General features: G+C 72.2%; 21 protein-coding genes. 11 read left to right on the forward strand and 10 right to left on the reverse strand.

Annotated elements, in window-relative coordinates; genetic code table 11:
• Positions 1-105: 105 nt before the first annotated feature.
• Positions 106-1,125 carry a hypothetical protein gene (locus F9C41_RS14210; protein ID WP_155387248.1) on the reverse strand — a complete coding sequence of 340 codons (1,020 nt, stop codon included), beginning with the start codon at positions 1,123-1,125 and terminating at the stop codon, positions 106-108.
• 98 nt (positions 1,126-1,223) lie between these two features.
• Between F9C41_RS14210 and F9C41_RS14215 the strand changes: the two genes are divergently transcribed.
• The 4 genes from F9C41_RS14215 to F9C41_RS14230 all read left to right on the forward strand — a co-directional run bounded on the left by F9C41_RS14215 (position 1,224) and on the right by F9C41_RS14230 (position 6,087).
• Positions 1,224-1,826, forward strand: a complete 603-nt coding sequence (locus F9C41_RS14215; protein ID WP_155387249.1) for a TetR/AcrR family transcriptional regulator — start codon at positions 1,224-1,226, stop codon at positions 1,824-1,826.
• Positions 1,827-1,937: 111 nt separating this feature from the next.
• The gene (locus F9C41_RS14220) at positions 1,938-3,908 is read left to right on the forward strand and encodes a CocE/NonD family hydrolase (RefSeq protein WP_155387250.1); all 1,971 of its coding nucleotides are present in this window, start codon (positions 1,938-1,940) and stop codon (positions 3,906-3,908) included.
• Positions 3,909-3,966: 58 nt separating this feature from the next.
• Positions 3,967-5,286, forward strand: coding sequence for an MFS transporter (locus tag F9C41_RS14225; RefSeq protein WP_155387251.1), 1,320 nt, complete (start codon positions 3,967-3,969; stop codon positions 5,284-5,286).
• Between the two features lie 198 nt (positions 5,287-5,484).
• Complete coding sequence (locus tag F9C41_RS14230) at positions 5,485-6,087, forward strand: TetR/AcrR family transcriptional regulator (protein WP_120318766.1); 603 nt, start codon at positions 5,485-5,487, stop codon at positions 6,085-6,087.
• Positions 6,088-6,105: 18 nt separating this feature from the next.
• Here the strand turns inward: F9C41_RS14230 and F9C41_RS14235 are convergent, their stop codons facing one another.
• A complete protein-coding gene (locus F9C41_RS14235; protein WP_230689586.1) occupies positions 6,106-6,915 on the reverse strand; it encodes a DUF6807 domain-containing protein in 810 nt (269 codons plus the stop codon).
• Between the two features lie 44 nt (positions 6,916-6,959).
• Positions 6,960-8,024: a histone deacetylase family protein gene (locus F9C41_RS14240; protein WP_155387252.1), complete on the reverse strand. Its 1,065-nt coding sequence runs from the start codon at positions 8,022-8,024 to the stop codon at positions 6,960-6,962.
• 74 nt (positions 8,025-8,098) lie between these two features.
• On the opposite strand from F9C41_RS14240, the gene F9C41_RS14245 reads away from it, so the two are divergent.
• The 6 genes from F9C41_RS14245 to F9C41_RS14270 all read left to right on the forward strand — a co-directional run bounded on the left by F9C41_RS14245 (position 8,099) and on the right by F9C41_RS14270 (position 14,684).
• Positions 8,099-9,202, forward strand: coding sequence for a P1 family peptidase (locus F9C41_RS14245; protein WP_155387253.1), 1,104 nt, complete (start codon positions 8,099-8,101; stop codon positions 9,200-9,202).
• A 200-nt stretch (positions 9,203-9,402) separates the two neighbouring features.
• On the forward strand, positions 9,403-11,022 hold the full coding sequence (locus F9C41_RS14250; protein WP_155387254.1) for a glycoside hydrolase family 13 protein: 1,620 nt from the start codon (positions 9,403-9,405) through the stop codon (positions 11,020-11,022).
• 87 nt (positions 11,023-11,109) lie between these two features.
• Positions 11,110-12,063: an alkaline phosphatase family protein gene (locus F9C41_RS14255; RefSeq protein ID WP_155387255.1), complete on the forward strand. Its 954-nt coding sequence runs from the start codon at positions 11,110-11,112 to the stop codon at positions 12,061-12,063.
• Between the two features lies 1 nt (position 12,064).
• On the forward strand, positions 12,065-12,928 hold the full coding sequence (locus F9C41_RS14260; RefSeq protein ID WP_155387256.1) for a DMT family transporter: 864 nt from the start codon (positions 12,065-12,067) through the stop codon (positions 12,926-12,928).
• 133 nt (positions 12,929-13,061) lie between these two features.
• Entirely contained in the window at positions 13,062-14,087 is a 1,026-nt protein-coding gene (locus F9C41_RS14265) for an aspartate-semialdehyde dehydrogenase (RefSeq protein WP_155387257.1), read from the forward strand.
• A 147-nt stretch (positions 14,088-14,234) separates the two neighbouring features.
• Positions 14,235-14,684, forward strand: coding sequence for a hypothetical protein (locus F9C41_RS14270; protein ID WP_155387258.1), 450 nt, complete (start codon positions 14,235-14,237; stop codon positions 14,682-14,684).
• 26 nt (positions 14,685-14,710) lie between these two features.
• Here the strand turns inward: F9C41_RS14270 and F9C41_RS14275 are convergent, their stop codons facing one another.
• From F9C41_RS14275 to F9C41_RS14305, 7 genes are all read right to left on the reverse strand, one after another.
• On the reverse strand, positions 14,711-15,163 hold the full coding sequence (locus tag F9C41_RS14275; protein ID WP_155387259.1) for an HAD domain-containing protein: 453 nt from the start codon (positions 15,161-15,163) through the stop codon (positions 14,711-14,713).
• Positions 15,160-15,648, reverse strand: coding sequence for a GNAT family N-acetyltransferase (locus tag F9C41_RS14280; RefSeq protein ID WP_155387260.1), 489 nt, complete (start codon positions 15,646-15,648; stop codon positions 15,160-15,162). The genes F9C41_RS14275 and F9C41_RS14280 overlap by 4 nt, the downstream gene beginning before the upstream one ends.
• A gap of 157 nt (positions 15,649-15,805) precedes the next feature.
• On the reverse strand, positions 15,806-16,846 hold the full coding sequence (locus F9C41_RS14285; RefSeq protein WP_155387261.1) for an ABC transporter ATP-binding protein: 1,041 nt from the start codon (positions 16,844-16,846) through the stop codon (positions 15,806-15,808).
• Entirely contained in the window at positions 16,843-17,853 is a 1,011-nt protein-coding gene (locus tag F9C41_RS14290; protein ID WP_155387262.1) for an ABC transporter ATP-binding protein, read from the reverse strand. Before F9C41_RS14290 ends, F9C41_RS14285 begins: the two co-directional genes overlap by 4 nt.
• Complete coding sequence (locus tag F9C41_RS14295; protein ID WP_155387263.1) at positions 17,850-18,767, reverse strand: ABC transporter permease; 918 nt, start codon at positions 18,765-18,767, stop codon at positions 17,850-17,852. Before F9C41_RS14295 ends, F9C41_RS14290 begins: the two co-directional genes overlap by 4 nt.
• Positions 18,764-19,717 (reverse strand): ABC transporter permease, encoded by a 954-nt coding sequence (locus F9C41_RS14300; protein WP_230689587.1) that lies wholly within the window; start codon positions 19,715-19,717, stop codon positions 18,764-18,766. Before F9C41_RS14300 ends, F9C41_RS14295 begins: the two co-directional genes overlap by 4 nt.
• 65 nt (positions 19,718-19,782) lie before the next feature.
• Complete coding sequence (locus tag F9C41_RS14305; RefSeq protein ID WP_230689630.1) at positions 19,783-21,654, reverse strand: ABC transporter substrate-binding protein; 1,872 nt, start codon at positions 21,652-21,654, stop codon at positions 19,783-19,785.
• 117 nt (positions 21,655-21,771) lie between these two features.
• Between F9C41_RS14305 and F9C41_RS14310 the strand changes: the two genes are divergently transcribed.
• On the forward strand, positions 21,772-23,835 hold the full coding sequence (locus F9C41_RS14310; protein WP_155387266.1) for a S9 family peptidase: 2,064 nt from the start codon (positions 21,772-21,774) through the stop codon (positions 23,833-23,835).
• Positions 23,836-24,016: the final 181 nt, after the last annotated feature.

The raw sequence follows: 24,016 nt of genomic DNA on the forward strand, positions 1-24,016 counted from the left end.
ATTCCTGTTCCGGAACACGATCGTCTCGGATTCCCGCACCGCGCCGTACGGGCCCGCAGGGGAATACGCCGGGCGCGCAGGCGGGCGCGCCCGGCGTACGTCAGCTCAGGCAGCCACCGTAGCGCCGAGGCGGCGGGCCGCCTCATGGGCCTCCGCGTCGTCCGGTGCGGCCTGCTCCTTGCGCCCTAGTCGGCCGACCCCGACCAGGGCCAGGCCGAGCAGCGCCCACGAGGCCAGCACCCAGGCCGCCGTGCCGCCGCCCGCGCCGCCGAACCAGGCGGCCGAGCGCAGCAGGGTCGCCCCGGCGCCGATGGGCAGCCACTGGCCGACCTCGCCCCACGGCTGCGGCAGCAGCTCCGGGGCCGCGCCGACCGCGCCCAGCGCGTTGCCGACCAGCAGGATGAGCACCACGCCCACGGCGATGCCGCGCGGGCCAGCGACACTGGCCAGGCCGTGCACGGTGGCGCTGATGGCCAGGGTGATCAACGCGATGGCACCGGCCACCGGCAGCCAGTCACCGCCGACCACGCCGAGCCAGCTCTGCAGCACGGTCGCGCCGGACACCCCGGCCAGCGCGGCGAAGGTGAACAAACCGACCACCCGGGCGGCGAAGCCCGGCACGGCGAAGTACAGCGCGATCGCGGCCAGCAGCGCGGTGATCACCAGGGGGAAGAAGCCCGCCGCGAAGCCGCCGCCGTGCGCGTCGTCCGCGCTCAGCGGAGCCAGGTCCGCGACCGTCACCTGCATCCCGGTGCCCGCGCCGAGCTGCGCGGCGGCGGCGCTGAACAGGTTCGCGACCGGCGGCGCGGCGGCCGTCGCGGTGTGCAGGGTGACCCCGGTGGGGCTGAGGATGAAGGCGGCGTACGCCTGGCGGTCGAGCACCGCCGCGTCGGCCGCGGCGGCGTCGGCGACCGCGGTGACCTCGAACGCCCCCGGACTCATCGACTCGATCTTGGAGGTGAACGCCGCGACGGCCGGAGCCGGGCCGGCGACGACCACCGGCAGGTCACGGGGTGCCACGTTGGCGGCGGGACCGGCGAACAGGGGCAGGAGCAGGGCCTGCAGGGTCATCACCGCAACGGCGACGACCACCGCCAGGACCGCTGGAGGCGGGGTGCGGCGCATGGGGGATCTCCTTAAAACGAATGTTCGTTCTCTTAGGTAAACGATGGCCTCGTCACCTCCACCTGTCAAGAACGATCGTTCGTTTTACGATGAGAGCCATGCCACGCGTCTCGGAAGCCCACCTCGCCGCCCGCCGCCAGCAGATCCTCGACGCCGCCCGGGCCTGCTTCGCGCGCAACGGCTTCCACGCCACCTCGATGCAGGACGTGATCTCCGAGGCCGGGCTGTCGGTCGGCGCGTTCTACCGCTACTTCAAGAGCAAGGAGGAACTCGTCACCGCCATCGCCGAGCAGGTGATCGGCGGGGTCAGCAACCTGCTCGACGAGGTCCGCGCGATGGATCCCCCGCCGCCGATCGAGGACGTGATGCGCCGCCTGCTGCGAACCGTCGACCCGCAGTTCGGCCCGGACGGGGTCTTCCCGATGGCGCTGCAGGTCTGGGCGGAGTCGCTGCGCAATCCGCAGCTGGCCGAGTTCGTGCGCGAGGTCTACGGCAGGATCCGCGGCCATTTCGACGACATCGCCCGCGACCAGCAGGCAGCCGGGCGCCTGCCGGCCGACGCCGATCCCGAGGCGGTCGGCGCGGTGCTGTTCAGCATGGTGCCGGGATACGCGTTGCAGCGGGTGCTGCTGGGACGGCCCGATCCGGACACCTTCCTCGCCGGCATCAAGGCACTGCTGCACACTCCTGACCAGAGCTGAGGCCCGGCCATACGGCTGTGACCTGGGTGACCGCTGCGGTTCATGCGAGCTTTGTTGACTGACGACTCAGTCAGCAAGTAGCCTTGCTGGGGAACCGGGAGGGGTGTCGGGATGGCCACGCGGGCCGCAGGGCGCAGCGAGCAGGTCTGGATCACCATGGACGACGGTGTCCGCCTTGCCGCGACGCTCCAGCTGCCCGCCACGGACACCCCGCAGCCCTGCCTGCTGGAGGCGCTGCCCTACCGCAAGGACGACGTCACCTCCTCGTACACCGAGGAGTACGAGCGCCTGCGCGACGACTTCTCATACGCCGTATGCCGGGTCGACCTGCGCGGCACCGGCTCCAGCGAGGGCATCGCCGTGGACGAGTACCCGCTGCGCGAGCAGGACGACCTCGTCGCCGTCATCGCCTGGCTGGCCGCACAGTCCTGGTGCGACGGCAGCATCGGCATGTACGGCACGTCCTACTCCGGGTTCAACGCGATCCAGGTCGCCATGCGCCGCCCGCTGGCGCTGAAGGCGATCGCGCCGATCTACGCGACCGACGACCGGTACACCGACGACGTGCACTACATGGGCGGCTCGCTGCGGCTGCTCGACGTCGTCGACTACCCGACCTACATGATCGCGATGAACGCGCTCCCGCCGGTGCCGTCGATCGCGGGGCCGGACTGGCGCGAGCGGTGGCAGGACCGGCTCGACCGCACCGAGCCGTGGCTGCTGCGCTGGCTGGAGGAGGCCGTCGACGGGCCGTACTGGCGGCACGGCTCGCTGCGTGATCCCTCACTGGACACCGACGCGGACTACGGCAACGACTACGCCCGCATCGCCGTGCCCACGATGGTCGTCGCGGGCTGGGCCGACGGCTACCGCAACAACAGCTTCCGCACGGTCGCGCAACTGCGCGACGCGGGCACCCCGGCGCGGCTGCTGGCCGGGCCGTGGAGCCACATGTCCGCCGAGTCGGCGCTGCCCGGCCCGCACGTCGACCTCGTCGCCGAACTGGCCCGCTGGTTCGACCGCTGGCTGCGCGGAGTCGACAACGGCGTGGACGCCGAACCGCCGTACACCTTCTTCCTGCGCGAATCCGGCGGCACCCCGGAGCCGGACGCGGCGCAGGTGGCCGGGTCCTGGCGCAGCATGCCGGACTGGCCGAACACGACCTGGCGATGCCCGCTGTCCTGGGTGATCGGCGGGGGCACCCGGGTGCTCGCGGTGCGCCCCGACACCGGCACCGCCGCCTGGAACAGCTGTGCCGGACGGCTGCCCTGGGGCCAGCCCACCGACCAGCGTTTCGACGATGCCGCCTCACTGACCTGGGACTTCCCCGTCGAGCAGGACATGACGCTCATCGGGCCGGGCCGGGTACGCCTGCGCGTCGCGGCCGACCAGCCGGTGGCGAGCGTGTCCGTGAAGCTGTGCGACGTCGCCGACGACGGCACCTCGACACTGATCACCCGCGGATTCCTCAACCTGACCCACCGCGACGGGCACACCGATCCCGTGCCGCTGGTGCCCGGCGAGTTCGTCGACGCCGAGGTCGAGCTGGAGACCTGCGCCTACACGCTGCTGCCCGGACGGCGGCTGCGGCTGTCGGTGACCGGGGCGGACTGGCCCAACACCATCGCGCCGCCGCGCCCGGTGACGCTCGCCGTGGACGGCGACCGGAGCACGATGCACCTGCCCGCGCCGCAGCACACCGACCCCGCGCCCCGCTACGACCAGGGGCAGCGCGCGGTCGAGGGCGACCCGGTGGGGTGGCGGATCAGCGACGACGTGGTCGACCGGGTCACCACGGCGACCGTGGAGCACGGCTCCACCTGGGACATCACCGGCGGCACCTGCACCGACCGGTACACCGGGTCGGTCAGCGTCGACCGGCGCACCTGGCGGCAGACGTCGACGTCGACCGCCCGTTTCACGCTCACCTGGGGCGATACCAGCGTGAGCACCGAATGCGCGGTCGAGCTGACCGCCGACGCCGACCACCTGACGGTCGCGATCACGCTGCAGGCGTATGACGGCGACGCCGTCGTGAGCAAGCGCTGCTGGAACCACCAGGCGGCCCGCCGCTTCGGTTGACGTCGCCCACCGCGCCGACGTCGACCATCCTTTACTTCCTCCTTGGGGAGACCTTTCCATGTCCGGCCTCGCGGTCGTCACCGCTGCCCGCCGTTACCGTGCCCTCATCGCCAGCCCGGGTGTCGCCCGGGTGGCGGTGCCGTCCCTGATCGGCCGCCTGCCCTACGGCATGGCGACCCTCGTGTTCATCCTCGCCGTCCAGCACGGCACCGGCTCGTACGCCGTGGCCGGCATCGCCACCGGCGCGCACTCGGCGATCACCGCGTTCACCTCGCCCTGGCTGGGCCGGCTGTGCGACCGCGGGCACGCCGTCGCGGTGCTGCGGGTCACCGGCGTGCTCTACGCGCTGCTGCTGTCCGGCATGGTGGCCGCGCTGTGGACGCACCAGCCCGTGGCGCTGATCATCGGCCTGGCCGCGCTGGCCGGGGCCGCGAACCCGCCCGTCGGCGCGGTCACCCGGGTGGTGCTGCCCGGCCTCGCCCCGGCGCACGTGCAGACGGCGTACGCCTTCGACGCCATCACCGTCGAGCTCACCTACGTGCTCGGCCCGATGCTCATCGCGCTGGTCACCGCGGCCACCAACCCGTACATCGCGGTGATCGTCACCGCCCTGCTGGCCACCGCCGGCTCGCTGGGCCTGGCCGCCGCACCCGGGCTGACCGCCCGCTACCGCGAGGTGCGCACCTCCGCGCTCGCCCGCGCGGCGTCCGCCTCGAACGGTGTCACCGTCAGCGCAGCAGCCCTGAAGCGCGCGCTGCGGGCCAACCGGTTGATGCGGCTGAGCATGGTCGTCGTGCTGGTCGTCGGCGCGCTGGAGGCCGCCGCGTACGGCGTGATGGAGGTGGCGATCCCGAAGTACGCCGCCGACCTGGGCGCGCCGCAGGCCGCCGGTGCGGTGGTGGCCGCCTGGAGCGCGGGCTCGATCGTCGGCGGCGTCTGGTTCTCCGGCCTGAACCCCAAGCTGAGCCAGGCGAAGCTGTTCGCGCTGCTGCTCTGCCTGAACACGGTCGGCTTCGGCGCGATGCTGCTGGCCTTCGGCCTGCCCAGCCTGGCGCTGATCCTGTTCCTGGGCGGCATGGTCATCTCCCCGACCACCGCGGTCGAATGCGCGCTGGTCACCCGGATCGCCCCCGCCGGGCGCAGCACCGAGGCGTTCACCTGGGTCGGCACCGGCATCTACGTCGGCTTCGCGGCCGGCTCGTCCATCTCCGGCCTGATCATCAACCAGGGCACCAGCCTCAGCGTCGTCATCCTGATCGCCACCGCCATGGTCGCCACCGGCGCCCTGCTCGCCCTCACCGCCAGTCGCCGCATCGCCGCCGACGCCGCCGCCAACCCCGACCCCGCCGCCCTGCCCGCTCCCGCCGCCGCCCACTGACCCAGGCCGGACCCACGCCGGCCGCCCCGGCCCGAGCGGGGTCGGTTGATCGTCCGACTTGCCTGGCACCTGTGCGTATCTTGACCCCGCATTCGCCCATCTGCCAGGCAAGTCGGACGGTCTCGCGCCCCGGCGGCGGGCTTGATCGGCGAGTTGGCGGATGGTGGGGCATGGACAGGCGTGCGTTAGGGTTCATCCGTGGCTCGACGAACTGCTGAAGTGCGCCTGGACTCGCTGCTGCGCACCGCGGTGGACGTGATCGTCGAACGTGGCTTCGCCAACACCCGCACCGCCGATGTCGCCAAGGCGGCCGGGGTCAGCCAGGCCCTGGTCTTCTACCACTTCACCAGCAAGGACGCGCTGCTCGCGCAGGCGTTCGCGTACGCCGCCGAGCAGGACATGGCCCGGCTGCACGCGGTGATCGACTCCAACGCGTCGTCCGTCGAGAAGCTGAAGAAGCTGGTGAAGCTGCTCGCCCCGACCGGCCGGTCCAAGTCTTGGATGATGTGGATCGACGGCTGGTCGGAGGCGCTGCGCACGCCGGAGCTGGAGAAGGTCTCGCGCCGCATGGACCTGCGCTGGAAGGAGGGCCTCACCGAGGTCATCGCCAACGGGGTCGCCGACGGCTCGTTCACCTGCGACGACCCGGCCGGGGCGGCGTGGCGCATCAACGCCATCATCGACGGGCTCGCGGTGCAGCTCACCGTGCACGAGAAGGCGATCTCCCGCAAGCAGGCCTTCGACTGGATGCGCATGGTCGCCGCCCGCGAGGTCGGCCTGGACCCGTCCGACCTGGCCTGACCGGCACCCTGGCGCGGTTCAGTCGCTGATCACCACGCGCAGCCTGCCGTGCCAGGTCTCGTGCGCCTCGATCAGCCGCGGATGGTCGTAGGCCCATGCGGCGCAGACTCCCGGATAACCGGTCGATCCTTCGCTGGTACGCACGAACCACCGGTCGCCGCTGCCCAGCCCCGAGAACCGCAGGGTGTACGCCGCGCCGCCCGACTCGCCCCGCCAGACCAGCTCGGCCTCCGCGCTCCCGTTGACCTGCTCCTCGCCGACCAGCTCACCCGCGGTCAGGGCGAGGTTCGCCCCCGGCGCGATCCGCCAGAAGCACCCGCCGTACCCCGCCCCGCCTGGCCGCCCGTTGGTCGCCGGGCTGCCCAGCACGACGGTCTGCGTCGCGGTCAGCCACCATCCCAGCTCGAGCATCCACGACCGTTCGTCGAGGTACGTCGCCGTCATCGTGCGCCGCTCCGCCAGCAGCACCTTGCCGTCCGCGCCCCGCCATGCCAGCCGCTGCGCGAACCCGCCCGAGCCCACCTCGTCGAACCCCTCACCGGTGATCGACCCGTGGTCGTCGAGCCAGGTGTAGCCCTGGTCCCGCACGTAGGTCCGGCCGCCCCACAGGTTGTTCCGGTTGACGTCCTGCATGGCCAGCGACAGCCCCAGGTGCCAGCGGTGGTCGTCGGGCATCGCATCCGTGACGAGCGTGCCCGCGAGCGTCCGGATCGGATGCAGGTATGGCCGCGGCCCCAGCGTCGGTTCGACCTCCGCCCCCGAGCGGTACTCCGCCACCACCCGACCCGCCACCATGAACTCCACGCGACCCGCCGCCTCTCCAGCCATGCCCGCCGCGGGGATGATGCGGAAAGCGCTTACCGCCGTTGAGGTTAGCGGGTTCCGGTGATCCCCGCCAGGGTTGCGACGGTGAGGGGGCCGAGGGTGGGCAGGTGGTAGCCGCCCTCATGCACGGCGACTACGGGCAGCCCCAGCTCGCGAACCAGTTCGCCGGTGCGGGCGTAGCCGTCCTCGGTGACCTGCAGCGGACTCTCCGGGTCGTCCTTGGCCGCGTCGACGCCCAGGGAGAGCACCACCGCGTCGGCGCGGTCGCCGATGAACTCGACCAGCTGCCGCACACCGGCCAGCCAGCCCTCGTCACCGGTGCCCGGCGCCAGGGGCACGTTGCGGTTCGCCCCTTCGCCCGCGCCGGTGCCCGTCTCGTCGGCGAAGCCCGCGTAGTGCGGGAACCAGCCCTCGCCCGGGTCCACGTGCACCGAGGTGTAGAGCACCTCCGCGCGGTCGTAGAAGATCGACTGGGTGCCGTTGCCGTGGTGGGCGTCCACATCGACCACCGCGACCCGGCCCACCCCCGCGCGCTGCAACGCGAGCACCGCGACCGCGGCGTTGTTGAGGTAGCACGAGCCGCCGAAGCCGCCGCGGGTCGCGTGGTGGCCGGGCGGGCGGCAGATGGCGTACGCGGCCCGCTCCCCCGCGGCGACCAGGTCGGCCGCGGTCGCGGCGGCATGTGCGGCCGCCCGCGCCGCGGGCCAGGTGCCCGGCCCGACCAGGGTCATCGTGTCGTAGCAGAACTGCCCCGCCCGCGCGTGCGTCGCCGTGGGCCGGCGCATCGGCAGCCCTTCCAGCATCGCCGCGGTCGGGAACACGTACGGCACCACCCGGTCCTGGTACTCCAGGTAGCCGCCGTCGACCCACTGGCCGTATACGCCCTCCAGGTGTGCCAGCAGCTCAGGCGTGTGGGCCTGGGCGAGCAGCTCGTCACCCAGCGGACGGGCCTCGACCAGGCGGGCTCCGGCGCGCACCAGCGCCGAGCGCAGCACGGTGGCCCGCTCGGGCAGCTCGGTGCCGGGCGTGCGCACACCGATCCAGATCTCGGCTTCCGGCACGTGCCGCAGCACGTCGTCGCTCCACACCACGGGCAGGTCCAGCTTCGCCATCCCGGCATGATGCCAGCACGGAGGGCCGGGCGGCAGGGATCGTTACTGAGTCGAGACTCAGTTAGGCTGCGCCCATGCCTCGTGTGACCGAACTCGGCATCACCATCGGTGAGCTGCCCAGCGGCCCCAGCCGCTCCATCCTCGACGTGCCCGGCGTGGGCGTCGGGCACGTCACCGTGTGGCGCGACGAGGACCAGCCGCCGGTCGGCCGTGGCGTCGCCCGCACCGGCGTCACCGTCGTCGACCCGGGAGGCAACGCGTTCCGCGAGCCGATCCCCGCGGGCGGGGCGATCCTCAACGGCGCGGGCGAGTGCACCGGCTTCATGTCCGCGCAGGAGTGGGGCCTGGCCGAGACGCCGATCTTCCTGACCTCGACGATGCAGCTGGGCCGGGTCTACGACGCCGCCTGCGAGCTGCTGATGGAGTCCGAGCCCGGCATCGGCGACGACGACGTGGTCATCCCGGTGGTGGCCGAGTGCGACGACAGCTTCCTGTCCGAGTCCCGCCGGATGCAGGTGACCCGCGACGACGTGGCTGCCGCGCTGGACGCCGCGCGGGCGAGCGCCGGCGCGGCCGCCGCCGACCGCGCGGCCGACCGTCCCGTCACGCCGCCCGCCGAGGGCGCGGTCGGTTCCGGAACCGGCATGAGCTGCCTGGGCTTCAAGGGCGGCATCGGCACCGCGTCGCGGGTGGTGCCGTCCGGCCATACCGTCGGCGTGCTCGTCATGACGAACTTCGGCGAGCGCGGTCGCCTGACGGTGGCCGGCGTCCCGGTGGGACAGCTGCTGCCGCCCGCGCCCGCGCCGACCGCGCCCCCGGCGGGCTCCTGCATCGTCGTCGTGATCACCGACGCGCCGATCGACCCTGCGGGCTGCCAGCGGCTGGCCCGCCGCGCCGGGCTGGGCCTGGCCCGCACCGGCTCGACCGCGCACCACGCGAGCGGCGAGATCTTCCTGGCCCTGGCCACCGGCCTGCGCGCGCCCCGCGGCACGGTCTCGCCGGTCACCCCGCTGCAGGGCCGCCAGCTGGACCCGTTCTTCGCCGCGGTGGTCGAGGCGACCGAGGAGAGCGTGCTCAACAGCCTGCTCAACGCCCCGACCGTGGTCGGCCGCAACGGCAACTCCTCGGAAGGCCTGCCCGTCGACCGCGTCGCCGCCCTGCTCGCCCTGCACTCGTAGACCGGTCTTCATGATCCGTTTTTGTGGACACTGGACGCTGCTGTAGCAACGTCGGGCGTCCGCAAAAACGGATCATCGGCCGGAAGACCGGCCGTTGACCGTGAGAGAAACACCCCGGTAGGGTGGGCGACCGCGATGGAAAGCGTTTTCCATCTTGTTACTATCGGACTACCCCACCCCACTCCCCCACGGAGCCGGACATGTCCTCACGACACGAACACCCCTGGTGGCGTGACGCCGTCATCTACCAGGTGTACCCGCGCAGCTTCGCCGACGGGAACGGCGACGGTCTCGGCGACCTCGCCGGCCTGCGGGAGCGCCTGCCCTACCTGCGCGACCTCGGTGTCGACGCGATCTGGCTGAGCCCCTGGTACGTCTCCCCGATGGCCGACGCCGGCTACGACGTGGCCGACTACCGCGACATCGACCCGGTCTTCGGCACCCTGGCCGAGGCCGAGCTGTTCATCACCGAGGCGCACCAGCACCGGCTGCGCGTGATCGTCGACATCGTGCCCAACCACTGCTCCGACCGGCACCCGCGGTTCCAGGCGGCGCTCGCGGCGGGCCCCGGCTCGCCCGAGCGGGAGCTGTTCTGGTTCCGTCCCGGCCGGGGCGAGCACGGCGAGCTGCCGCCCACCGACTGGGGCTCGCACTTCGGCGGCCCGGCCTGGACGCGGGTCCCCGACGGCGAGTGGTACCTGCACATGTTCGCCCCCGAGCAGCCCGACTGGAACTGGGACCACCCTGCCGTACGCGAGGACTTCCAGACCACGCTGCGCTTCTGGCTGGACCGCGGCGTCGACGGGTTCCGCATCGACGTCGCCGACCACCTGGTCAAGGACCCGACGCTGCCCGACCTGGCCGGGCTCGGCCCGGACGTCATCCGGCCCTGGCGCGATCAGGAGGGCGTGCACGAGATCTACCGCGACTGGCGCAAGATCGCCGACTCGTACCCGCAGCGCGGGGTGTTCGTCGGTGAGCTGTGGGACGACGACCCCGACCGGTTCACCCGCTACCTGCGCCCGGACGAGCTGCACACCGGCTTCAACTTCCCGTTCCTGTCCTGCCCCTGGGACGCCGCCGCGTTCCGCGACGTCATCGACACGACGCTGGCCACCCACGCCATGGTCGGCGCGCCCGCGACGTGGGTGCTGTCCAACCACGACGTGGTACGGCACGCCACCCGCTACGGCCGGGCGCACACCGCGCACTCGTTCGACGACGCGAAGCACGTCGAGCCCAGCGACCTGGTGCTCGGCACCCGCCGCGCCCGCGCCGCCGCGCTGCTCACCCTGGCCCTGCCCGGCTCCGCCTACGTCTACCAGGGCGAGGAGCTGGGCTTGCCCGAGGTCGAGGACATCCCCGCCGAGCTGCTGCAGGACCCGCGCTGGCCGCGGTCCGGGTTCACCGACCGGGGCCGCGACGGCTGCCGGGTGCCGCTGCCCTGGTCGGGACAGACGAAGCCGTACGGCTTCAGCCCCGACCAGGCGGTCGCCGACCCGTGGCTGCCGCAGCCCGCGAGCTGGGCCGCGCTGTCCGCCGCCGCGCAGACCGGCGATCGGCGCTCCATGCTCGAGCTGTACCGCCGCGCCCTGCACGTGCGCCGCACCGAACCGGACCTCGGCGACGGACCGCTGAAGTGGCTGCCCGCACCCGACGGCGTGCTGCACTTCCAGCGCGGCAACGGCTTCGCCTGCCTGGTCAACCTCGGCGACACGCCCGCCGACCTGCCGCCCTACGAGTACCTGCTGCTCACCAGCGATCCGTTGGAGGAGCTGAAGGTCGCCCCGAACAGCGCCGTCTGGCTGCGCACCGCATGAACATCGTCGGAGTCTTCGCATGAGCGAGCGCAGCGAGCGAATCACGAGCGGTCACGATGCCGCCGACGAGCGCAGCTAGGAGAAGGCATGAGCGCACACATCCTGGTCGTCGGCATCGACGGCGTCCGGCTGGACACCGCCCGCGCCGCGCACACGCCGCACCTGGACGCCGTCGAGCGCGAGGGGTGGCTGGCCGAGTTCGAGCTGAGCACCGACGCGCCCACCCTGTCCGGGCCGACCTGGGCGTCGGTGGCGACCGGGCTGTGGCCGCGGGTGCACGGCATCTACGGCAACGTGTTCTCCGGCCACCGCCTCGACGCGTTCCCCGACGTGTTCACCACGGCCAAGCGCCGCGGCTTCACCACGTTCGTCGGAGCGAGTTGGGCGCCGCTGGTCACCACGGCGTACGGCGGCCCGATGTTCACCTCGCCCAGCCTGCTCACCTTCGCCGACGGGCACACCCTCGGCCACGACGTCGCCGACCAGCACGTCGCCGACGCCGCGGCACACGCCCTGGGTGGGGGCGCCTTCCACGCCTCCTTCGTCTACCTGGGCGAACCCGACGAGGTCGCGCACGAGCTGGGCACGGGGTCGGAGTACACGGCGGCGATCGAGCGCGCCGACCGCCGTCTAGGTCAGGTCCTCGACGCCGTGCAGGCCCGCCCCCGGTACGCGCAGGAGAGCTGGACGGTGCTCGTCGTCACCGACCACGGGCACCGCGATGAGGGCGGCCACGGCGGCCGCAGCCGCTGGGAGCGCACCGCCTGGCTGGCCGCCTGTGGTGCGGGCATCGGCACGACACCGCCCGCCGACGTCAGCCACGTCTCGGTCGCCCCGACCGTGCTCGCCGTGCTGGGGCAGCCACTGATCGGCGAGAGCCACCTCGCCGGGACCTCGCTGATCCCCGAGCGGTCGAGCAACCGACCGGCCGCCGATCGGGACCCCACCGCCACTGGGCCGGCTCACGAAGCCGCGGCGGCCGCCGCGCAGAGTCCGGCCGCCGCAGCCGCGCCCGCCGTCGAGTCCGCCGTGACGGCCTGACGTGTCGCTCACGGCGTTCGCGCTGGTCGGCGCTTCGGTGCTGTGCCACGCGACCTGGAACCTGCTGTCCAAGCGGGCCGCGGTCGCGGGCACGGCGTTCGTCGCCGTCTGGTCGGTGGTCGCCGCGCTGATCTGGGCCCCGTTCGGCATCTGGGCGCTGGTCACCGGCTGGGACGCGCTCGGCTGGGGCAGCCTGGTGCTGCTCGGCGGCGCGGCGCTGCTGCACACCGGCTACTACCTGCTGCTGCAACGCGGCTACGCGGTCGGCGACCTGTCGGTCGTCTACCCCGTCGCCCGAGGGCTGGGCCCGGTGCTGATCTGCGCGGTCGCGGTGCCGTTCTTCGACGAGGACCCCGGCCTGCTCGGCTGGGCCGGCACCCTGGCGCTGTCGGTCAGCGTCGCCCTCATCGGCAAGCCCTCCCCCGACGCCCTCAAACGCAGGGCCCCCATCCTGTACGCGCTCGCGACGGGCGTGTTCATCGCCGCGTACACCCTCTGGGACCGCAACGCGGTCGCGGTCGCGGCACTGTCGCCGATCCTGGTCAACTGGGGCGGTGACACCGGCCGGGCGCTGCTGCTGGCCCCGTGGCTGATCCGGCACCGGGCGAGGGCGAAGCAGGTGTGGTGCGAGCACCGTCGCGAGGTGTTCGGCACCGCGATCTGCTCGCCCGGGGCGTACATGCTGGCCCTGACCGCCATGACGATGGCCCCGGTGACCGTGGTCGCCCCGCTGCGCGAGGTCAGCGTGCTGCTGGTGGTGTTCCTCGGCGCGCGGCTGCTCGGCGAGCGCGACATGTGGCGGCGGCTGGTCGCCGCGCTCGGCGTGGTCGTCGGCGCGGTCGGCGTGACCCTGGGCCGCGGCTGATCTCGCGCCCGGCCGCGATCACACCCGCGGCCGGGCGCGAACCCCCGCTGACGTGCCGCTCGTCACGGGCCGACACAGCCCGGATGACGGGACGGCGACCCTGGTAGATCAACCGATTGAGTAACCTGTGCGTATGAGAATCGGCATTGTCGGAGCCACGGGCCAGGTCGGCGGCGTCATGCGCCGGGTGCTCGCGGAGCGCAAGTTCCCCGTCGGCGAGCTGCGGCTGTTCGCCTCGTCCCGGTCCGCCGGGCGCACCCTGCCCTGGGCCGACGGCGAGATCACCGTCGAGGACGCGGCCACCGCCGACTACACGGGGCTCGACATCGTGCTGTTCTCCGCCGGCAAGACCACCTCGCTGGCGCTCGCGCCGCAGGTCGCCGCGGCCGGCGCGGTCGTCATCGACAACTCCTCCGGCTGGCGGCTCGACCCCGACGTGCCGCTGGTCGTCGCCGAGGTCAACCCGCAGGCGGCCAAGCTGCGCCCCAAGGGCATCATCGCCAACCCGAACTGCACCACCATGGCCGCGATGCCGGTGCTGCGCCCGCTGCACGACGAGGCGACGCTGACCGGCCTGATCGCCAGCACCTACCAGGCCGTCTCCGGCACCGGCCTGACCGGCGTCGACGAGCTGCACGAGCAGGCCAGCGCCGTGGTCGCCGAGGCCCGGGCGCTCGCCCACGACGGCCGCGCGGTCGACTACCCGGAGCCGAAGGTGTACGCGCACCCGATCGCCTTCAACGTGCTCCCGCTCGCCGGGTCCGTGGTCGGCGACGGCTCCAACGAGACCGACGAGGAGCAGAAGCTCCGCAACGAGACCCGCAAGATCCTCGACATCCCGGGGCTGCCGGTCTCCGGCACGTGTGTCCGGGTGCCCGTCTTCACCGGACACTCGCTGCAGCTCAACGCCCGCTTCGCGAACCCGATCAGCCCCGAGCGCGCCCGCGAGCTGCTCTCGCACGCCCCCGGCGTGCTCCTGGCCGAGGTGCCCACCCCGCTGCAGGCCGCCGGCCAGGACCCGACCTACGTCGGCCGCATCCGCCGCGACGAGACCGCCCCCAACGGCCTGGCCCTGTTCTGCTCCAGCGACAACCTCCGCAAGGGCGCCGCCCTCAACGCCGTCCAAATCGCCGAACTCGTCCTGGCCGAACTCTCCTGACCAAAGGAAGGGCACCTTCTTAACGCTCCGCGTTGCAGAAGGTGCCCTTCTTAACGCCCGCTGCGGGTTTCCGCAGGTGTGTGGGGATGGTGTGAAGAGATCGTGCGGTCAGCCGCCGCCCGGCCGCCCGGCTGGTGCAATGAAGGGGTGACCCCCAACCCCTACCGGGCACCCCTGCTGACGGTCCCGCCGCTCGCTGCCGCGGCCACCTTCCAACGCCGCGACCGCGCCATCGTCGCGATGTCCGAGCCGGTGCCGGTGCCGACGGCGGTGGCGGTGCCGCCGGCCGATGAGCGCCGCAGACAGCGGGTGCGGCGGGTGCGCTCCGGCATCTGGACCGCGCTGGCCGGGCACGGCCTCGCCCTGACGCTCCCCCTGCTCCCGGCAGCACTGGCCGGCGCATCGGGCACGGTCTACACCGCATGCATCGTCGTGGCCCAGTTGCTGCTCGCGGCCACCGTCGTCGGGCTGGGCATCGCTCGCACGGTACGCCGCGACGGGGCCAACAGCGTCGGCCTGGCCATCGGCTGGATCGCGGGCGTCCCCGTCGCCGCGGTGGCCGGGATCGCCATCATGATCGCGCTGGCCGCCTCCTGAGCCGCCCCGCCCTGCACCTCGGCGATTCACGGCAGCAGCGCCTGCTCGATGTGGTCGCCGGTCAGGCCCGCGATCGGGTCGACGTGGATCAGCCGGGTCAGGGCGGTCCGGCTCGCGGCCCACTCGTGGGCGGCCGCGCTGTGCAGGTCGTCGAACCACACCAGGGGGCGGTCGGCGACCCAGGGGGCGATCCCGAGCAGCTTGTCCTGGTGGCTGCCGGGCGGCCCAGCGCAGTGGATCACCGGCAACCGCGGCAGCCCCAGCAGCGGGGCGAGCAGCCGGTTCGCCTCGTGCTCCCAGTAGGTGGCCCAGACCAGCTCGTAGCGGGTGGACAGCCGCAGCAGCAGCGGGCCGTGCTCGCGCCGCACCCGCACCAGCTCCCCGGGGAACAGCTCGTGCTCGGTGTAGCCGGGCGGGCAGGCGGCCGTGCCGTGCGGGTTGAGCACGCCGTCGACGTCGATCAGCGCCAGGGCCTTCACAGCGACCTGCGCATCGCGATCCGAGTGCCGAGATCGTCCAGGCCGAGCGCCGCCTCATGGCGGCGGATCTCCCGCAGGCCGGGGCCGAGATCGGTGACCGGGGTGAAGCCGCGACCCGCATAGAACGGGCCGTTCCAGGCGATGTCGGCGAACGTGGTCAGCGTGACCTCCCGGTGGCCCGACCGCGCCGCCCAGTCGCAGGCGGCTTCGAGCAGCGCCGTGCCGACACCCCGGCCGCCGTGGTCGGGATGGACGGACAGCTGCTCCAGGTGGGCCTGACCGTCGACCCGGCCCAGCCGGGCGAACCCCACCGGCGGATCCCCGACGACGAACACGCACGCCGCGGCGGCGAGCTCTTCGACGCTGCCGGGCGGCGGCAGCGGACCTATCCCGATCGCATCGAACACCCGGTCGGCGGCCAGTTCCACCGCCACCAGCGCCGGCAGCTCCGCCGTACGCGCCGGACGCACCTGGTGAGCGCTCATCCCGCCTCCCGAACCCCGCCGAAGAGCCGACACTATGGCAGCGGCGCGCGAACGTCTCGCGGTTATCGTCGACGCCGCCCGCCAGGACCACGGCCGCCACCGGGGGAACTCCCCCGCCGCCGGATCGGGTAGCGGGTGGAGTTCCTCCTCGTCGGGTTCAGGACGCCGTGACGCCGGTCGGCACACCGCCCGCGGCGCCCGCGATGCCGTCGCCGACGTGCCCGGGCAGCAGGCAGGCGGCTGCGTGGGCGCGGTGCAGCGGCAGCATCTGCAGCGGTTCGCCGACACACCGGTCGGCGACGCCCGCGCGCTGGGCCCGGCCGTCGGTCAGTGCGGGGCATCGCGGGTGGAACCGGCAGCCGTCCGGGATGTGCCGCGGATCGGGCGCCTCACCGGTGAGGATGACGGGCTCGCGGTGCCGGGTCTCCGGCAGCACGGAGAGCAGCGCCTCGGTGTACGGGTGCTTCGGTGCGGCCAGCACCTGCTCGGTGCGCCCGATCTCGACGATGCGGCCCAGATACATCACCGCGAGCTGGTCGGCGATGTTCCAGGCCAGCCCCAGGTCGTGCGTCACGACCAGGACGGTCAGGCCGAGCTCGTCGCGCAGGGACATCAGCAGGGCCAGGATCTCGCCGCGCACCGACGCGTCCAGCGAGCTGACGGGCTCGTCGGCGACGATGACCTCCGGGTTGAGGACGAGCGCCCCGGCGATCACCACCCGCTGGCGCTGGCCGCCCGACAGCTCATGCGGGTAGCGGCCGAAGAAGTTCTCCGCGGGCCGCAGCCCCGCCAGCGACAGCGCCTGCGCGACCTTCGCCCGCTCGTCCCCGGGCACCCGGTGGATGCGCAGGCCCTCGGCGACCGCCTCGTACACGGTTCGCCGCGGGTTCAGCGCGCCCGTCGGGTCCTGCAGCACCAGCTGCACCTTGCGCCGGTACGCCTTCAGCGCGGAGTTGCGGTAGTCCAGCGGCGTCCCGTGGTAGAGCACCTGCCCCCGCCACGGCTGCGCCAGCCCCAGCAGCGTGCGGGCCAGCGTGGTCTTGCCGCAGCCGGACTCCCCGGCCAACGCGATGATCTGGCCGCGTTCGGCGGTGAGCTCGACCCCGTCGACGGCCCGCACCTCGGGCACGCCGCCCTTGCGGGGGCCGAACCCGACGTGCAGGTCACGAACTTCCAGTACCGGGTGGACGCTGGTCATCGAAGGTTCTCCAGGGCCGTGGCGGATTCGGACGCGACGCCGACGTGTACGCAGGCCGCAGCCCGCCCGGGTGCCGCCGGCCGCAGCCGCACGTCCTCCGTGGCGCACTGCTCGATCGCCACCGCGCAGCGCGGGTGGAACGGGCAGCCGCCCGGCAGGTCCAGCGGGTACGGGGGATCGCCCGGCAGGCCGCGGGGAGCGCGGCGCGAGGCCATGTCCCCGATCACGGGGAACGCCCCCGCCAGCGCCTTGGCGTAGGGGTGGCACGCGTCGGTGAACAGGGTGCCGGCCGGCCCCTCCTCGACGATCCGACCGGCGTACATGACGGCGACCCGGTCGCAGACGTGGCTGAGCACCGACAGGTCGTGGCTGATCAGCATCATGCCGACGCCGCGTTCGGTGACCAGCGATTTGAGCAGCGCCATCACCTGTGCCTGCACCATCACGTCCAGCGCGGTGGTGGGCTCGTCCGCGATGATCAGGTCGGGCTCGCAGGCCAGTGCCATCGCGATCATCACGCGCTGGCGCTGCCCGCCGGACAGCTCGTGCGGGTAGCTCTGCGCCCGCCAGGCCGGCACGCCCACGCTCTCCAGCAGCTCGCCGACCTTGCCCGCGAGTGCCTTGCGACCCGCCTTGCGCTGCGCCGGGGTGCCGTGCAGCAGGATCGGCTCGGCGATCTGATCACCGATCCGGTGCACCGGGTTGAGGCCCGACATGGCGCCCTGGAACACGATCGACGCCGCCGACCAGCGGACCGCCCGCAACCTGCCCCAGGACATGCCCAGCACGTCCTCGCCGTGCAGGCTGATCCGGCCGCGCACCGCAGTGCTCGCCGGGAGCAGCCGCAGCACCGCACCGGCCAGGGTCGACTTGCCGCACCCGGACTCCCCGGCCACGCCGAGGATCTGTCCCTTGCCGACCGTGAGGTCGACACCGCGGACCGCGGGCAGGAGGCCACCGGCGATCCTGTAGTCGACGTGCAGGTCCTGGATCTCCAAGAGTGTCATGCCCGCTCCCGCAGCCTCGGGTCGAGGATTCGCTCCGTCGCTCGACCGCACATGTTGAACGCCCGCACCACCACGACCACGCTGAGACCCGGGAAGATCACCCACCACCAGGCGCCGTTGCTGATCGCGGCCTGCGCGTACGCGTCGTGCAGCACGGTGCCCCAGGACGCGTGCAGCGGGTCGCCGAGGCCGAGGAACGACAGGGTCGTCTCGGCCAGGATCGAGATCGACACGGTCAGCGTCGTGTTTGCCAGCACCAGCGGCATCACGTTGGGCAGCACATGGTGGCTGACCTGGTGCCAATGTCCCGCCCCCAGTGCCTTGGCCCGCTCCAGGTACGGCCGCGCCTCGACGGTGAGCGCCTGAGCCCGGACGAGCCGGGCCGTGCCCGACCACGAGGTGATGCCGATGACGATGATCACCGCCAGCAGTTTCGGAAGCCCGTGGAACAGCTGTGCCAGCGCGATCGCCAGCGGCAGGAACGGGATCACCAGGAACCAGTCGGTGAGCTTGTTGAACACCCCGCCCCGCCAGCCGGTGAAGTGCCCGGCCAGCACCCCGACGAGGGTGCCGATGACCATCGAGATCACTGTCGCGGCGAACCCGACGATCAGGGAGATCCGGCTGCCCCAGATGATGAGCGTCATGATCGGGCGCCCGTTGAAGTCGGTGCCCATCCAGAACGTTCCGGACGGCGGCTCGATCGGCCTGCCCGGCGCGTGCGTCACCGACAGCCCGGTCTCGGCGGCCAGCAGCGGCGCCGCGACCGCCACCGCGGCGATCAGCACCAGGAGGATCAGCCCGGTGAGCCCCTCACGGTCCCGCCGGTACTGCCGCCAGAAACCCGCCAGGGCGGCGCGCCGGCGCGCCCAGGCGACGCTGCCGCGCGTCACGTCCACGGTCGTCGTCGTCATGCCGCACGCACCCTGGGGTCGATCAGCGGGTAGATGAGGTCCGCGATCAGGTTCATCACGATGACCGCGGCCGAGAAGACCAGGAAGACCCCTTCCAGCAGCGGGTAGTCGGGGCCGCTCAGCGCCTGCTCGGAGAGCAGGCCCAGGCCCGGCCAGCTGAAGACGGTCTCGATGGTGATCGCGCCGGAGACGACGAAGCCGAGGCTGAGGAACAGCTGGGTCATCGACGGCAGCAGCGCGTTGCGCAGCGCGTGCCGGTTGCGCACCTGGTCGTCGCGCAGGCCCTTGGCCCGTGCGGCGGCGAGGTAGTCCGCGTACCGCTCGTCGATGATCGAGGACCGCATGACGAGCGTGTACTGGGCGATGTAGACGACGGTCAGCGCGGTCACCGGCAGCACCATGTGGTGGGCCACGTCCAGCCAGTACGGCAGGTCCGACCGGGGGTCGCTCATGCCGGAGACCGGGAAGAGCCCGAGACCGCTCTTCGACGCGAAGACGATGATCAGGATCAGGCCCAGCCACCACTCCGGCACCGAGTACCAGGTGAGCGAGGTGGCACTGGTGGCCCGGTCGAACCGGGAGCCGTGCCGCCACCCGGCCCGCGCGCCGAGCCACATACCGATCACCGCCGCGAGCACGAGCGCGGTGCCGGACAGCAGCACCGTCGGCCAGAAGCGCTCGGCGATGGCGTCGACCACCGGCTGGTGCTGCGAGTACGAGTGCTCCAGCTCGCCGTGCGCCAGGTTGTCCAGATACAGCAGGAACTTCTCCCACCAGGGCTTGCCCTGGCCCATGCGCTCCCGCATGGCCTGCAGCGCGGCCGGGTCGTCGTTGCGCCCGCGCGGGGCGAACGTCTTGGCCGGGTCGCCGGGCATGACACGAAAGAGGAAGTAGTTGAAGATCGTCACGAACAGCAGCAGGACGGCCGCGCCGACCACCTTGGAGGCCACGTACCGGGGGGTGAGCGCCCGGAGGCGGCGCCGTGCGGCGCCGCCTCCGGTTCGTTGAGCCGTGCTCATTCGCGCTCGTCCGCTGTCGAGCGGCGCCTCATGGCGAAGACGGCGCCGCCGACCACCAGCAGGAGCACGACCGCACCCGCGATGATCAGGACGGTCCGGCTGCCGCCGGAGTCCTCCGGGGCCGCGGCCGGCGCGGTGTACGGCTTGATCGCCCGGTAGGACCAGGTGCCGATCTGGGCGACCATGGAGCCGCCCGAGGCGGGCTGCGGGACGAAGCCGGTGAACCGGTCGTTGCGGTACGCCTGCAGGGTCTGGTCGTAGTACAGCGTCGCGTAGACCGCGTTGACGTACAGGTTCTCCAGCGCCTTGTCGACGATCACCTTGCGCTTGGCCGGGTCCATCTCGACGACGTGCTGCTTGTACAGGTTCTCGAACTCGGGGTTGCAGTAGAAGCTGTCCGACCAGCCGCCGGAGATGGCGTCACCGTCCATGGTCGAGCGCTGCGAGCAGGTGAACACCGACAGCAGGCCCTCCGGGTCCGGGCCCCACCACCAGTCCCACAGGAACATGTCGAACTTGCCCTTGCCGATGAGATCGGTCAGCGCGTCGTTGGAGACGACCTGCACGTCGGCCTTGATGCCGATCTCCTTCAGCCACTCCTGGATGTACCGCGCCTGGTCCTGCGACTCGGTGGCCTCGCTGCGCGCGAACAGCCGGAAGGTGAGCGGCTTGCCGTCGGGGCCGACCCGCACGCCGTCCGCGCCCGCCTTGTAGCCGGCCTCGTCGAGCAGCTGCTTGGCCTTGTCCGGCGCGAAGGTGCGCTTCATCGCGGCCGGCGGGTCCCAGTACCACGCGCTGTTGAGCGGGCTGTTCTCGCCGTAGGCGACCTTGGCGGTGCCCAGCAGGGTCTTGTCGACCAGCGTCTGCTTGTCGATCGCGTACTCGATGGCCTGGCGGACCTTGACGTTCTTGAGGGCCGGGTGCCCGTCACCGATCGGGGTGTTGTCCACCGTCGCCGCGCCGGTGTTCAAGCCGAGCTCGTACACGTACTGGCTGGGGCCCTGGTTCAGGGTGATGGTCGGGTCGCTCTTGGTCTTCAGCGCGTTGAAGGCCTTCGCCGTCAGCGCCGAGATGAAGTCGATCTCCCCCTTCTCCAGCGCCTGCACCATGGTCTCCTCGTTCTGGAAGAAGACCATCGTCAGCTCGCTGATGTGCGGGGCGCCGTTCCAGTAGCCCGGGTTCGCCTTGAACCGGTAGTACTGCCCCTTCTTCGCCTCGACCAGCTGGAACGGGCCGCTGCCGACGACCGGCTTGCCGTCGCTGCCGTCGTTCGCATATGACCCGACGTCCTTGATGTTCTCCCAGATGTGCTTGGGCACCACCGGCACACCGCCGGCCATGGTCGCGGCGAGCAGCGAGGCGTTCGGCTCCGACGTGTGGATCACGAAGGTGTCGGCGTCGGGCGCCTCGACCTTGGTGACGTTGCTGAACGAGCTGCCGTACTGGCCGTTCTCCGTGGAGTCGGGCACCAGCACCCGCTCGTAGGAGAACTTGACGTCGGCGGAGGTGAGGTCCTTGCCGTCGGACCACTTCACGCCCTTGCGGAGATGGAAGGTCCAGGTCAGACCGTCCGCCGAAGTCTCCCACTTCTCGGCCAGCGAGGGCACGGGGGACATGTCCTGCGGCGAGCCGTCGGTGAGGTAGTCGTACATCAGCGCATACGCGTCGAAGGCCGGCACGAGCAGGCCGACGTACGGGTTCAGCGAGTCGATGTCCGCCTTGATGCCCATGACGAAGGCGTCCTTCGCGTGGGACTGGGCCGGGGCCGATGCGCTCACCGCGGTGCCGGGCGACGGGGTCCCGTCCGCGGCAGCTGGTGCCGCGACACCGCCGAGCGCGGTCAGTGCCACGGCGGCCACCAGTGCCATCCGCACGCGCAGATTCTTTACTGACTGATTGGTCAACCAGGATCTCGGAGCAGGAGGGGTGCTGCTCATCGGCTCTCTCCTTGGTGCCCGGGGGCGTGGCGGGTAGGGTGCCCGGTCATGCCGCACGATCTCGACAACATCGCCGTCCCGCCGGTCGCCCCGCGCGAGCCCCACGAGCACGAGCTGCACGGACGCCGGTGGACCGACGATTACGGGTGGATGCGCGACCACTCCGACCCGCGGTTTCTCGCCTACCTGCGCGCTGAGCGCGGGTACTACGATGCCGCCGCGAACCGGCTGGAGGGCCTCCAGACCGAGGTCTTTCACGAGGTGGAGCGACGACTCCTTCCGACTGATGACTCAGTCAGTTGGAGACATGGTTCACGTTTCTACTACACCCGGACCGTCGCGGGAAGTGAGTACGAGCAGTTCTTACAAGCTGGTCATGACGGCGACTCCGACCGGGTGCTGCTCGACGGGGCCCGGCTGGCGGGTCCCGACGGGTTCGCCGAGATCGGGTTGCGGGAGTTGAGCCCCGACAACACGCTCCTGGCGTATTCAGTGGATACCACCGGCGACGAGGTCTATCGATTGAAGTTCCTCCAGTTGGCGACGTTGACTGACCTTTCGGAGGAGCTGCCGCGTACGTACTACACCGGCGCGTGGAGCGCGGACTCGGGCACGTTCTTCTACACCGTGCACGACGACCTGTTCCGCCCCCACCAGGTCTGGCGGCACGTCATCGGCACCTCACCGGACGCCGACGTGCTGGTCCTGCAGGAGGACGACGCCCGGTTCGAGCTCACCGTGCAGGCCACCCGCGACCTGCGGTGGATCATGATCGAGGCGCGCAGCCGGGACACCGCCGAGTGGCGGCTGATCCCCGCCGACACCCCGCAGGCCACGCCGGTGCTCGTCGCGCCGCGGCGCAAGGGCGTCGACTACACCGTCGACCACGCCGACGGGCGGCTCGTCATCGTCACCGACGACGGCGCGCCCGAGTTCCGGGTGATGTCCGCGCCGGTGGAGACCCCCGGCCCGGAGCACTGGACCGAGCTGCTCGCGCCGCGGCCGGGTGAGCGGATCACCGCCTGCCACGCGCTGCGTCGGCACTGGCTGGTCGAGCTGCGCCGCGACGGCTTCCCGCTGCTGCGCGCCGTGGACCGGGCGACCGGGACGGTCGTCGAGATCGGCGCGGAGATCGACGCCGGCCACGTCCGCCTGACCACCCCGGTGGAGTACGGCGACACCACCGTCACGATCGTCGTCGAATCCCTGACCGAACCGCCCGCCTGGCACTCCGTCGACCTCTGCACGGGCGAGCGCGAGCTGCGCAAACGCCGCGAGGTGCCGGGCTACGACCCGTCGGCGTACCGGACCGCACGACGGCACGCGATCGCCCCGGACGGCACCGCCGTGCCGGTGACGCTGGCCTGGCGCGCGGACACCCCGCTCGACGGCACCGCCCCCGCCCTGCTCTACGGGTACGGCGCCTACGAGTCCGTGCTGGACCCCGAGTTCGATCCGGTGCTGCCCAGCCTGCTCGACCGCGGCGTGGTGTACGCGCTGACCCACCCGCGCGGCGGTGGCGAGAACGGCCGCGGCTGGTGGCATGACGGGCATCTCGCCGCGAAGGCCAACACCTTCACCGACCATCTCGCCGTCGCCGACTGGCTGGCCGACGGCATCGCCGACGGGTCGCGCCTGGCCACCCGCGGGCTGTCGGCGGGCGGCCTGCTGCAGGGCGCGGTCTACACGTCTCGCCCCGGACGCTGGGCCGCCGTCGTCGCGGAGGTGCCGTTCGTGGACGTCGTCACGACCATGCTGGACCCCGACATCCCGCTGACCGTCACCGAATGGGACGAGTGGGGCGACCCCCGCAAGCCCGACGAGTTCGACTGGATGTGGGCGTACTCCCCGTACCATCACCTGCCGTCCGGTCCGCGCCCGGCGCTGCTGGCCACCGGCGCGCTGCACGACCCGCGGGTCATGGTGCACGAGCCCGCCAAGTGGGTGGCGCGCCTGCGCGCCACCGCCACCCCGGACGACGGCCCCCTCTACCTGCGCCCCGAACTCGGCTCAGGCGCGCACACCGGTCCCGCCGGCCGCTATGCCCACGCCCACTACGAAGCCGAGATCGCCGCCTTCGTCCTGTCCCACCTCCGGACCACCGCCCCCTAGATCGCCCGACTTGCCTGGCACCCGTGCGTATCTTGGGCGGCCTTTCGCACACATGCCAGGCAAGTCGAACGACCTTGGTGAGGCCGCCGCCCGGTCCGGCATCGTGGTCGATGCGGACCGCGCGGGGCCCGGGCCGCGCTGTGGCCGAGGGCGGGACGGGCGTCCCGCGCGGACCGCAGGG

The organism is Catellatospora paridis (genome assembly GCF_009720365.1).
In the GTDB taxonomy this organism is placed as follows: Bacteria; Actinomycetota; Actinomycetes; order Mycobacteriales; family Micromonosporaceae; genus Catellatospora; species Catellatospora paridis.